The organism is Streptomyces sp. NPDC025833, from assembly GCF_055558055.1.
The window spans coordinates 29356-40814 of record NZ_JBVHNF010000012.1 but is presented as its reverse complement, the minus strand read 5'-3'; the positions used below and the strand labels follow the sequence as shown (position 1 = coordinate 40814).

At 76.5% G+C, this 11459-nt stretch carries 7 protein-coding genes and 3 tRNA genes; 6 read left to right on the top strand and 4 right to left on the bottom strand.

All coding sequences use genetic code 11. The features are described from left to right. Window positions 1-22 precede the first annotated feature (22 nt). The 4 genes from ACZ4K2_RS22035 to ACZ4K2_RS22020 all read left to right on the top strand — a co-directional run bounded on the left by ACZ4K2_RS22035 (window position 23) and on the right by ACZ4K2_RS22020 (window position 7166). Window positions 23-1054 (top strand): AAA family ATPase, encoded by a 1032-nt coding sequence (locus tag ACZ4K2_RS22035; RefSeq protein WP_467468897.1) that lies wholly within the window; start codon window positions 23-25, stop codon window positions 1052-1054. After that, window positions 1044-5027: an SAV_2336 N-terminal domain-related protein gene (locus ACZ4K2_RS22030; RefSeq protein WP_467468895.1), complete on the top strand. Its 3984-nt coding sequence runs from the start codon at window positions 1044-1046 to the stop codon at window positions 5025-5027. The genes ACZ4K2_RS22035 and ACZ4K2_RS22030 overlap by 11 nt, the downstream gene beginning before the upstream one ends. Window positions 5028-5188: 161 nt before the next feature. After that, window positions 5189-6226, top strand: a complete 1038-nt coding sequence (locus ACZ4K2_RS22025) for a rod shape-determining protein (RefSeq protein WP_467468893.1) — start codon at window positions 5189-5191, stop codon at window positions 6224-6226. Between the two features lie 184 nt (window positions 6227-6410). Then, window positions 6411-7166, top strand: a complete 756-nt coding sequence (locus ACZ4K2_RS22020; protein WP_467468891.1) for an ANTAR domain-containing response regulator — start codon at window positions 6411-6413, stop codon at window positions 7164-7166. A 147-nt stretch (window positions 7167-7313) separates the two neighbouring features. On the opposite strand, the gene ACZ4K2_RS22015 is transcribed toward ACZ4K2_RS22020, so the two are convergent. The 4 genes from ACZ4K2_RS22015 to ACZ4K2_RS22000 form a co-directional block, all read right to left on the bottom strand. Beyond that, complete coding sequence (locus ACZ4K2_RS22015; protein ID WP_467468889.1) at window positions 7314-8603, bottom strand: serine/threonine-protein kinase; 1290 nt, start codon at window positions 8601-8603, stop codon at window positions 7314-7316. Between the two features lie 231 nt (window positions 8604-8834). Further along, window positions 8835-8908: transfer RNA gene (locus ACZ4K2_RS22010), tRNA-Ile, on the bottom strand. 175 nt (window positions 8909-9083) lie between these two features. After that, a tRNA-Asn gene (locus tag ACZ4K2_RS22005) sits at window positions 9084-9156 on the bottom strand. Between the two features lie 6 nt (window positions 9157-9162). After that, window positions 9163-9235: transfer RNA gene (locus ACZ4K2_RS22000), tRNA-Asn, on the bottom strand. Window positions 9236-9394: 159 nt separating this feature from the next. Here ACZ4K2_RS22000 and ACZ4K2_RS21995 point away from each other — a divergent pair. Together ACZ4K2_RS21995 and ACZ4K2_RS21990 are read left to right on the top strand one after the other, a co-directional pair. Next, window positions 9395-9700, top strand: a complete 306-nt coding sequence (locus ACZ4K2_RS21995) for a YtxH domain-containing protein (protein WP_467468887.1) — start codon at window positions 9395-9397, stop codon at window positions 9698-9700. Between the two features lie 160 nt (window positions 9701-9860). Next, complete coding sequence (locus ACZ4K2_RS21990; RefSeq protein ID WP_467468885.1) at window positions 9861-11312, top strand: FGGY family carbohydrate kinase; 1452 nt, start codon at window positions 9861-9863, stop codon at window positions 11310-11312. The last annotated feature ends 147 nt before the right edge of the window (window positions 11313-11459 follow it).

The following is an 11459-nucleotide window of genomic DNA, read 5'->3' as shown; positions in this document are numbered from 1 at the left end:
GCACCCCCCACGGAGAGACCCCATGCCCCTGTGGCCCGTCTACACCGGTACGAACGAGCCGCACGACGGCATCGCCGAGCTGCCCGCCCCGCCGCCCTGGCGGGCCTTCGACGGCGGACCGGTGCTCCCGCCGCCGGACGCCGCCGCCGACGCCGCCGCCGTCTCCCCCGACCGCACCCACCGCGCCGAGACGTACCAGGCCACCCCGGAGACGGTCCAGCTCGTCAACGCGGCCCTGTACCTGCGCCGCCCGCTGCTGGTCACCGGCCCGCCCGGCACCGGCAAGTCCTCGCTCGCGTACGCGGTCGCCCGTGAGCTGCGGCTCGGCCCCGTGCTGCGCTGGAACATCACCAGCCGCAGCACCCTGCACGACGGCCTCTACCAGTACGACCCGCTCTCCCGGCTGTACGCGGCCCGGCAGGAGGCCGCCGGGCCGGTCCGCCCGCAGGACGACGACCGATCGGGTGCCGAGCACCACCTGCGCCTCGGCCCGCTGGGCACCGCCCTCCTGCCGTACGCCCGGCCCCGCGTGCTGCTCATCGACGAGATCGACAAGAGCGACCTGGACCTGCCGAACGACCTGCTGAACGTCCTGGAGGAGGGCCAGTACGAGATCCCCGAGCTGGTGCGGTCCGCCCGGTTCGAGCCGGAGGGCGTCGCCGAGGTGCAGGCCGACGGCAGCGACGAGCGGGTCCCGGTGGCCCGGGGCCGGGTCCGCTGCCGGGCGTTCCCGTTCGTCGTCCTCACCAGCAACGGCGAGCGCGAGTTCCCGCCCGCCTTCCTGCGCCGCTGCGTCACCCTTGCGCTGCGGCAGCCGGACGACCGGCACCTCGCCGAGATCGTCCGCGCCCACCTGGGCGAACCCGACGCCCACGCGCGGGCCCTGATCGACCGCTTCCTGTCCCGCTCGGGCGTCGGCGACCTGGCCACCGACCAGCTCCTGAACGCCATCTACCTGGCCCGCTCCGCCAACCTGGACGCGGGGTCCCTGGACCGGCTGGCCGAGCAGCTGATGCCGTACCTGGGGCAGACGGCGCAGTCCGATGCCTTCTGAACACCCCGCCTCCCGGGACCCCGTGGTCCGCCTGGCCGACGTCCTGGCCCGGGCGGCCCACGGGCCGCGCCCGACCCCCCTGGAACTGGCCGAACTGCTGTGGCTGGCCCGGCACCTGGAGCCCGGCGCCGACGACGCGGCACCGGACGGCGGGCCGGACGCGCCCGAGGTGACGGAACACCCCCCACCGCCACCGCCACCGTCGCCGCCGCCCGCGCCGCCATCGCCCGGACCGCCCCCGCGCGAACCGGCACCCGCCCCCGCCCCGGCGCCCGCGCCGCCCTCCCGGGTCCCCTTGCACCTGCCCGCCCGCCGCCCCGCGCCCGGGGGCGACCGGCCCCACACCACCGTCCTGGCCCCGGCGCCCCCGATGCTGCGCCACCCGCTCGCGCTGCAACGCGCGCTGCGCCCGCTGGGCCGCCGGACCGACGCCCCCACGGGCCACGAACTCGACGAGCGGGCGACCGCCGACCGCATCGCCCGGCTCGGCGTGGACCCGGCGTGGTGGCTGCCGGTCCTGCGCCCCGCCCGGGAACGCTGGCTGCGCCTGAACCTGGTGTACGACACCGGCCCGACCATGCCGGTCTGGCGGCCCCTGGTCCGCGAACTGCACACGGCACTCGCCCAGTCGGGCGCGTTCCGCACGGTCGTCCTGTACCGCGCCACCGCCGACGGCGGGGTGCGGGGGCCCGACGCGCTCGACGCCGCCGACGGCCGCACCGTCACCCTCCTGGTCAGCGACTGCATGGGCCCGCAGTGGAGGGAGGGCCCCGCCGGGACCCGCTGGTACGCCACCCTGCACCGCTGGGCGCGCCGGATGCCCCTGGCCGTCGTGCAGCCCCTGCCGGAGCACCTGTGGCGCGACACGGCCCTGCCCGCCACGCCGGGGCGGCTGTCGGCACCGCACCCCGCCGCCCCCACGGCGGCGCTCCGGTTCACCCCGTACGAGCGCGAGGACCGGGAGGAGGAGCCCGACGAGTGGCGCCTGCCCCCGGCGGGGTGCGCGCGGCCCGGGCCCGGCCCGGCCGGGGGCGTGCCGTCCCTGCCCGTGCTGGAGCCGGAGGCACGCTGGCTGGGGAACTGGGCCGCGCTGCTCGGGACGCCGGGCGCGGCGGAGTACCCCGGCGCGGTCGCCCGGCTGGACCGCCCGCTGCCGGCGGACGCCGAGGACCGTACGGACGTCGGGCTGCTCCCCGCCGGGGAACTGGTCCTGCGGTTCCGCGCGACGGCCTCCCCCGAGGCGTTCCGGCTGGCCGGCCACCTCGCGGTGGGGCGCCCCGACCTGCCGGTCATGCGCCTGGTGCAGGCCGCGGTCGAACCGGATCCGCGGCCCCGGCACCTGGCCGAGGTCATCCTCAGCGGCATGCTGACCGCCGTCCCCGGCGGTCCGCCCGGCTCCTACGCGTTCCGGGACGGCGTACGCGAGCTGCTGCTGCTCGGGCTGCCGCGCAGCGAGCGCAACCGCACCACTGAACTCCTGGGCAGGATCGGCGAGTTCATCGACCACCGAGCGGGCCGCGCTCCGGGCGAGTTCCGGGCGTCCGTGCCGTCCCCGCGGGGTGCGGCGACGGCCGCGGAGGACGACGCGTTCGCCACGGTCCGCGCGGACAGCGTGCGGCGGCTCGCGGCGGACGGCGCCGTGGGGCTCTTCGCGGGGCGGTACCGGCTGGTGCGCGAGACGGCCGGGGGCGCCGGCCGGGTCGCCGAGGACACCGGGAACGGCGACGCCCTCGTCGTGGTGCGCCGATACCCGGCGGGCGGGCCGCCGGGCCTCTTCACGCACCTCTGCCGGCGTCTGGGCGCGCTGCGCCACCCCGGGATCGCGCCGGTCCTGGACCACGGCTTCGCGGACGGCGCGCCCTACCTGGTCCGCGCGTTCGTACCCGGCCGGACGCTGCAGCAGCGCCTCACGGACCCTTCGGGCGGTCCGTCCGCCGACGAGGCCGCCGCGCTGCTGCCGCCGCTCGCCGAGGCGGTCACCGCCCTGCACGCGCAGGACGGGCCGCGCGGCGTGCTGAGCGCCCGGTCCGTCGTCCTCACCCCGGACGGGCCGGTGCTGACCTGCCTGGATTCCGCGCCGGTGGTCGAAGGCAGCCGTGCGCGGACGCTGCGGGCGCTCGGCGGGATCGTCCGGGCGCTGCGCCGGGACGGCCCGGACGCGCGCGCCGCCGAACTGGAGGCGGCCGCCGGCGCGCTGCTCTCCGGCGACCCGGAGGCCCAGCGCCGCGGCGTGGAACGGCTCCTCGCGCCGGGCGCGCGGCCCGGCCCCGACCGGGCGGCCGCGCCCGCCGTCCGGCCCGGCGGCGGACTGGAGATCCGGTTCAGGGCCGACGGGCTCACCGGCCGTCCGGAGGCCCGCATCACGCTGGAGGCCGCGGTGCACGAGATCCTCGTCCGCGGTTCGCTCGGCCCCCGCCAGTACGAGATGGACGTCCGCCCCGACGGCTACACGGTGCGTGTCGAGCCCGGCGCCTACGTCCTGCCCGTCCTCGTCGCCGTCCTGCGGGAACTGCCCCAGGCGCTCACCCGGCTGCCCGATCCGCCGCGGCTGCGGGTGACGTTCGGGCAGCCGCCCGTCCCGCCGCCGCGGACCGCCGCCGACGTCATGGTGGTGGTACCGCCCGCGCTGTACGACGACTTCGCCGCCAGCTCCGCCGCCCAGCGCGCGCCGCGCTTCCGTCCCCTCTTCCGCGACGGCGCCCCGGACAGCCCGCCGGCCGCGTGGTACTGCCCGCTCGGGCCCCGGGCGCGCGAGCCCGGGGAACGCGACCTGGTCCAGGGCCCCTTCATCACGCCCGACCTGCACGAGCTGGGCGTCCCCACGCCGGGCCGCACGGCCGTCGTGCACACCCGCGCCGACGGCCCGCTCGCCCTGCTCGACCCGATCCAGCCGTACGGCACGCGCCCGCCTCGTCCGGAGACGTACTACTCGGTCGACCTCACCCCGCACGAGGCCCGCCACATGGTGTCCCTGCCGAGTTCCGGCAAGGGCGCGTTCAAGGCCGCGGTGATGCTGTCCTGGCGCGTCGCCGACCCGGTCGCCTTCGTCCGCGCCGAGGTCACCGGCGTTCCCGGGCTGCTCCTGGCCCACCTGTGCGCCGCGGCGGGCCCCCTCACCCGCCGGCACCCGCTGCGCCGGGCGGGCGCCGCCCAGCGCGCGGTGAACGCGGGCGTGGACGACTGGCCGGTGCCGGGGCTCGCGGTGTCGTACACCGTGCAGCTCGCCCCCGAATGGGCGCCCGCGCCGGCCGCGGAGCCGCCGGTGCCCTCGCGCCGCCGGCTGTCGGCGCTCCTCGCCGACGCCGAGACGGTGCTGGTGGGCTTCGAGGGACCGCTCGCCCGGCTGTTCACGGCGCACACCGCGCGGGAGGCCGTACTGGACCTGCTGTCGGTCGTGGCCGACCACCGCGACCCGCAGGACGCGCTGACGGGCCGGCCGCTGCCCGTGGCGGGCGCCGCCGGCCGGGAGGCGTTCGCGCACCCGCTGGACCTGCTGCGGGCCTTCGCCCACGACCGGCTCGGCCCCCTGCTGCGGGCGCGCCTGGACGGCCTCGAACTGGCCGCCGTCCCGGACGCGCCCACCACGCACCGCTCCCTCGCGCTCGTCCGCGCCCTGCACGAGTCCGGCCGCCGGGTCTCGGTGGTGACGGACGTGTGCACCCCGGCCGTCCAGCGCTGCCTGGCGCCCTACCGGCTGCCCCTCGCGGGCGTCCACGGCCGCCGTGACGACCTCGGCCTGCTGACGCCGCACCCCGACTGCCTGCTGCGCGCCCTGGGCCCGCTGGACACCCCCGCCCGCAGCGGCGTCCTGATCAGTTCCTCGGTCGCCGAGCTGACCGCCGCCCAGCAGCTCGGCCTCCGCTTCATCGGATACGCCCCCACCTCGGCGGGGCGCCGCCGGCTGCGCGAGGAGGGCAGCGAGGTCACCGTCTCGTCCCTGGAGCCGCTGCTGGAGACCGCCCGCTCGCTCTGACCCGGCGACACGCCGGGGCCGCCGGGAAGCGGACCCGTTCGGCGGCGCCCCGATCGGCCCCCTCCACGAAGCGTCCGCGTCCGCCCCCGGGCCAGGATGCAGAGGAAGGGCAGCCCGTCGACCCGGGCACACCGAGGCCCGTGCACTGGAGAGGATCCGCCGTGACCGTCAGTCTGGAGAAGTTGCGCCGCTGCCACTTCGCCGTCGACCTGGGCGCGGCCCGCACCCGGGTGTACGTGAAGGGCGCCGGGCTCGTCGTGGACCAGCCCTCGACCGCCGCCGTGAACACCCGTACCGGCGCGCTCATCGCCGTGGGCGAGTTCGCGGAGCAGATGACCGGGCGCACCCCGGACTACATCAAGGTCGTACGGCCCATCTCCGGCGGCACGGTGGTCGACATCGAGATGGCCCAGCGCATGCTGCGGCACCTGCTCGGCGACAAGATGCGCCGGGCGCTGCGCCGCAAGCCCCGGCTGCGCGCGGCGGCCTGCGCCCCGTACGACGCGGACCCGCTGGCGCAGCGCGCGACGATCGAGACGCTGGTCGGGCTGGGGGCGCGGCGGGTCGAGCTGGTGGACACGCTGATCGCCGCCGCGGTGGGCTGCGGGCTGCCGGTGGAGCGGCCCGAGGCGACCATGATCATGGTGTGCGGCGCGGCGGCCACCCAGGTCGCGGTCCTCTCGCTGGGCTCCATCGTCCGGGCCGAGCGGATCCGGGTGGGCGGCGAGGCCGTCGACCACGCGATCGTGCAACACCTGCGGCACGAGCACAGGCTGATCCTGCCCACCCAGTCCGTCCGGCCGCTGCAACTGGCCCTGGCCGGCAACGGCCTCACCCCGCAGGGCCCGGAGTCGGCGGAGATCCACGGCCGCGACGTGGTCACGGGGCTCGCGCGCAGCGTCCGGGTGGACACCGCCGCCGTGCGCGACGCCATCCAGACACCGCTGACGGCCGTCCTGGACGGCATCGGCAAGGTGCTGCGCGAGTGCCCGCCCGACCTCGTGGCCGACCTCGCGGACCGGGGGATCACGATGGTCGGGGGCTCCGCGCTGCTGCCGGGCTTCGACCAGATGCTGCGGCAGGCCACCCACATGCCGGTGCACATCGCCGAGCGGCCCGACATCTGCGCGGCCCAGGGACTGGGCGCCATGCTGGAGGGCCGGATCGAGCCGCTGGTCCTGGACCCGCTGGCCGCCTGACCCGGAGCGCCGCGCACGACCGCCGCCGCCGGAGGCGGACCTCACGGTGCTCCGGCCCGCGCGACCGGCGCGACACACGCGACACGCGTGAAGGAAATGTTCCCCCTTGAAAGATATGTGTGGGTCCCGGCGTCGGGGGGCAGGCGAAAGGACGACGGACGAACGGCGCGGCAGGACGGAAGACATGACCTCAGCGGCACGCGCACCGCGCGAGGGGCGCTCGGGCGCCCTGACGGTCGACGTCCGCGCGGAGGGCGGCCGGGTCCTCCTCACCGCACGCGGCGAATTGGTCCACGGCTGCACGGAGACCCTCGCCGAGGCCCTGGCCGCCCTGCCCCCGGACACCGCACGCGTCGACCTGGACGTCTCCGGGGTGACCTTCCTGGACACGGCGGGGCTGGCGGTGCTGGACACGCTGGGCGAGTTCGGCCGCCGGCACGGCACATCGGTCGCCGCCACCGGTTGGCGGGGACAGCCGCGCCGGGTGCTGGAACTGGCGGACCCGGACGCCGAGGACCGGCCCGGACCCGGCTCGGCCCCGGACACGCCCGCCCGCTCGGCCTCCGCGGTGGCCCGGGAGCGCGCCGAGCAGCTCGAACTCCTGCGCCTGGAGATCGCGCAGTTGCGCCACGCGATGGAATCGCGCCCGGTGATCGACCAGGCCCGCGGCATCCTGATGGCGGCGCACGGCTGCACCCCGGACGAGGCGTGGGAGATCCTGCGGGAGGCGTCCCAGCGGTGCAACACCAAGCTGCGCCAGGTGGCGGCGGCGGTCACGGCGAGCGCGGCGCCCGACGGACCGGCTCCGCCCGAGGCGCTGCGGACGGCACTGGCCGCGGCGGCGGCCCGGCACGCCGGCCGGTTCAGTAGGGCAGTACTCTCCCGGACGGAGTCCTGCGGTCGATCTCCTGCCCGCGCGGGGCAGACGGTCGCCGGCTGACACGTACCCGGATCCGACGGTCCATCACGCCCTCCTCCTGCCGACATCACCCGGCGCTGGGCACCGGTAGGAGGTCCGTGCCCAGGAGACGGCCCGTTCAAGCCTGTACGGGCACAAGTCGTCTGCCGAGGACGGCGGTTACGGCGGCTACCGGCGCAGGTAGCGGGCGAGGACCTGGTCGAGCCGGGCCACCCAGTCGCGCAGCCGGGCCTGCCGGCGGGCGTTCAGCTCGCAGGAGTACGCCCCGCCGTCCCACAGCCGCACGGTGACCGTCAGGCGGTGGCCGCGCCAGGTGCGTTCGACGCGCAGGATCTCGTTCCACGGGAAGTCCGCGGTGACGCCGGAGAGTTCGAGCAGCACCCCGGCCGCGTTGACGACCACGCCGGCGCCGGCGTCGGCGAGCACCACCTCCGGGTCGGGGCCGGCGTACGGGTTGCCGTACGGGACCGGCGGCCCGAAGCCCCCGGAGCCGTAGGGGGCGGACGGGTGCGGTGGCGGGCCGGCCGGCGGCACGGCCGGTGCGTACGGCGGCGTGCCGGGCGGCACCGACGACGGTGACCCGGGCCGCGGGGGCGCGGCGACCGCCGGTGCGTGCGAGGGCGTCGCGGGTGCGGGTGCGGGCGTCGGCGGGCGCGGCGGGGTTCCGGGCCGGTCCGGGTCCGGGGCCGTGTCCGTCAGCAGGTCCAGCAGCGCGGTGGGCGTGGGCCGGGCGGCGGGTTCCTTGGCCAGGCAGGCCGAGACCAGGTCCACCAGGGCCGGGGGCACGGCGGTCACGTCCGGCGGCTCGTGCACGGAGCGGTACATCAGCCCCATCGGGGTGCCCTCGCCCCAGGCGCTGCCGCCCGCCGCCGCGACCAGGACCGCGCCGAGGGCGAACACGTCGGCGGCGCCGGTCACGTCGTGGCCGAGGGCCTGCTCGGGCGCGAGGAAGCCGGGCGTGCCGAAGGCGGTGCCGGTCGCGGTGAGGCGGTTGGACTCGACGGCGCGGGAGATGCCGAAGTCCAGGACACGCGGCCCGTCGACGGCCATGACGATGTTGCCCGGCTTGAGGTCGCGGTGGACCAGGCCGCAGGAGTGGATGGACTCCAGCGCCTCGGCGAGCGCGGCGGCCAGCGCCCGCAGCCGCGGCTCGTCCATGGCCCCCTCGGCGGCGAGCCGCTCCGCGAGGGTCGGTCCGGGGATGTAGGCGGTGGCGAGCCACAGCGGGTCGCCGTCGAGGGCGGCGTCGACCACCTGGGCGGTGTGGAAGCCGCCCACCGCGCGGGCCGCCTCGGCCTCGCTGCGGAAGCGCTCCCGGAAGACCGGGTCGGCCGCCAGTTCGGGCTTGGCCACCTTCAGTGCGACGGCCCGGCCACCGCGCGTGCGCGCGAGGTAGACCGTCCCCATACCGCCCTCGCCGAGCTTCCGTTCGACGAGATATCCCCCGATACGTTCCATCGAACCAGTATGGCCGCCCGGGTCCGTCCGGCAGGGGCGGCCACCGTGCGGGCGCCGTGCGGCCGGAAGAGGCGCTTCCCGAGGCTTCCAGGGGGGCGCGGGGGCCGTCCGCGTCCCGAGCGGACGGCTGGAGGGGCGGGCGGCCCTGGCCCGGCCGGGCGACTCCTCGGCGTGGCAGGTGGTCCGCGCCGCACCGCAGGTGAAAACGTTCCTGCGGCGAAGCGCTCGGAGTGGGGCGGGTGGGACTCGAACCCACGGCCGACGGATTATGAGTCCGCTGCTCTAACCGGCTGAGCTACCGCCCCATAGCGGCGTGTCGCGTACAAGTGTGCGCGCCGTCTGCCGCAGCATAGCCGCTCATACGATCTCCTGCTTCGGCTGGGCGACCCCCGCGCTGCTCACGACCTTGAGGACAGCGGCGCGGGCACGGCGGTTCCCGCGGACATGAAAAAGGACCCCATAGGGGGCCCTCGTTCAGCGCTCCCCCGACTGGACTCGAACCAGTAACCTGCCGGTTAACAGCCGGCTGCTCTGCCAATTGAGCTACGGAGGACCGAAGCTCCCCCGACTGGACTCGAACCAGTAACCTGCCGGTTAACAGCCGGCTGCTCTGCCAATTGAGCTACGGAGGATCGCCTCGATTGCATCGAACGCACCTACCCGGGTATTCGCCAGGGGGCGGGCGCTCGCTGCGACACATACATTAGCGCAAGCAGGGGGGTGCTCCGCCAATCGGTACTCCTCGGCGCCAGCGCCGCACCAGAGACTCACGCACGGGAAGGGTGGCAGCCATGCGCTACCGGCTCACGTTCATCGCCGGAGTGGCCCTCGGTTACGTCATCGGCACGAGGGCCGGACGCGAGCGCTACGAGCAGCTGAAGAAGTCGGCCCGGCAGATCGCGCAGAACCCCGCGGTCCGGAACACCGCCGAGACGGCGGCCCAGCAGGGCCGCATCTACGCCGGCAAGGCCCTCCACACGGTCGGCGGCAAGGTCGGGGACCACGTCCCCGAGTCCGTGGCGCAGCGCGTGCGCTCCCTGCGCGAGCGCGGCGGCAACGGCGCGGCGGTGGACGACTGGGGCACCAGCACCACTTAGGGAAGCCGCTTCGCGGGCGCGGGTGCGGGCCGTTGCGGCCGGCACCCGCGCCCGTCGTGTGCCCGTCGTGTGCCCCTCGTGGGCCCGCGGCGCGCCCGGCGCCTCGCCCGGGTTCCGGGGCGGGGCGACCCATGGGCGGCGATGCTGCAAAATTCTCCGCATGGGGATAGTCGCCGGCTTGGACAGCTCGCCCGATTTCACGCGCATCGTGGTCTGTGACACGGACACCGGCGCCGTACTCCGCCAGGGATACGCACCGCATCCGGTCGAGTCACCGGACGGCGCGCGTCCGAGTGACGTCGATCCGCAGGCCTGGCTGCTCTCCCTGGGCGAGGCGGCGGGCGGCGGCCTGCTGGAGGGCGTGCAGGCCATCGGCGTCTCGGCGCAGCAGAACGCGCTGATCCCGCTGGACGCCCAGGGCAACACCGTCCGCCCGGCGATGGCCGGCGGCGACAAGCGCGCCCAGGTGGCGGCGGCCGATCTGGTGGACGCGCTCGGCGGCCGGGAGGCCTGGGCCCAGGCGGTCGGCAGCGTGCCGCAGGCGGCCCAGCCGGTCACCAAGCTGCGCTGGCTCGCCAAGAGCGAACCCGAGAACGCGCTGCGCACGGCCGCCCTCCTCCAGGCCCACGACTGGCTCGTCTGGCAACTGCTGGGGCGGCCCGTACGGCGGACCACGGACCGCGGCGGGGCGTCCGGCACCGGGTACTGGTCGGCGGCCGCGGGCGCCTACCGGCCCGACCTGGTCGAGCTGGCGCTCGGCCACCAGGCGGTGCTGCCGGAGGTGATCGGCCCCGCCGAGGCGGCCGGTACGACCCCGGAGGGGCTGCTGATCTCCGCCGGGACCGGGGAGACCATGGCCGCCGCGTTCGGGCTCGGGATCGGGCTCGGGGACGCGGTCGTCTCGCTCGGGGCCTCCGGGTCCGTGATGGCCGTGCACCCCGAGGCGCTCACCGACCAGTCCGGGATGATCACCTCCCTCGCCGACGCCACCGGCATGCACCTGCCGGTCGTCACCACCCTGAACGCCGTGCGCACCCTGCGCGGCACCGCCGAACTCCTCGGCCTGCCCGACCTGGAGAGCCTGTCCGAGCTGGCGATGAAGTCCACGCCGGGGGCGCACGGCCTGGTGCTGCTGCCCTACCTGGAGGGCGAGCGGACGCCGAACCTGCCGCACACCGCGGGCACCCTCGCGGGGCTGCGGCGCGAGTCGATGAAGCCCGAGCACCTGGCGCGGGCCGCCTTCGAGGGCATGCTGTGCGGGCTCGCGGACGCGCTGGACGTGCTGCGCGGGCGGGGCGTGGAGGTGCGGCGGGTCTTCCTGCTCGGCGCCGCCGCCGAGCTGCCCGCCGTGCAGTCGGCGGCGCCCTCGCTGTTCGGCGCGCAGGTCGTCGTACCGCAGCCGGCGGACTACGCGGCGATCGGCGCGGCCCGGCAGGCCGCCTGGGCCCTCGGGGTGTCGCAGGGCACCCTCGATCCGCACACCCCGCCGGCCTGGCAGGGCGCGGCGGCCCAGGTGCTGGATCCGGGCGGGGAACTGGCCGTGGGTCAGGCGGTGCGGCACCAGTTCACGGCGGTGCGCGAACAGACCCACCCCGGGGCGTTCGCCTCATAGGGGCCAGAAGGCGCGAGGCGGCGCACAACACCACCGCTGCGCGGGGCGGCAGGAGAGGCGCGCCGGGATAATCGGTTGAGGTAACGCGGGTGGAGTGCCCGACGATAGGGGCCAAGGGCGACCGAACCAGCCCCCCTTCGCCGACTC

Bases quoted from the DNA above. Each gene is read 5' to 3' on its own strand.
- ACZ4K2_RS22035 (WP_467468897.1), top strand. From the start codon at position 23: ATGCCCCTGTGGCCCGTCTACACCGGTACGAACGAGCCGCACGACGGC.
- ACZ4K2_RS22030 (WP_467468895.1), top strand. From the start codon at position 1,044: ATGCCTTCTGAACACCCCGCCTCCCGGGACCCCGTGGTCCGCCTGGCC.
- ACZ4K2_RS22020 (WP_467468891.1), top strand. From the start codon at position 6,411: ATGACCTCAGCGGCACGCGCACCGCGCGAGGGGCGCTCGGGCGCCCTG.
- ACZ4K2_RS22015 (WP_467468889.1), bottom strand. From the start codon at position 8,603: ATGGAACGTATCGGGGGATATCTCGTCGAACGGAAGCTCGGCGAGGGC.
- ACZ4K2_RS21995 (WP_467468887.1), top strand. From the start codon at position 9,395: ATGCGCTACCGGCTCACGTTCATCGCCGGAGTGGCCCTCGGTTACGTC.
- ACZ4K2_RS21990 (WP_467468885.1), top strand. From the start codon at position 9,861: ATGGGGATAGTCGCCGGCTTGGACAGCTCGCCCGATTTCACGCGCATC.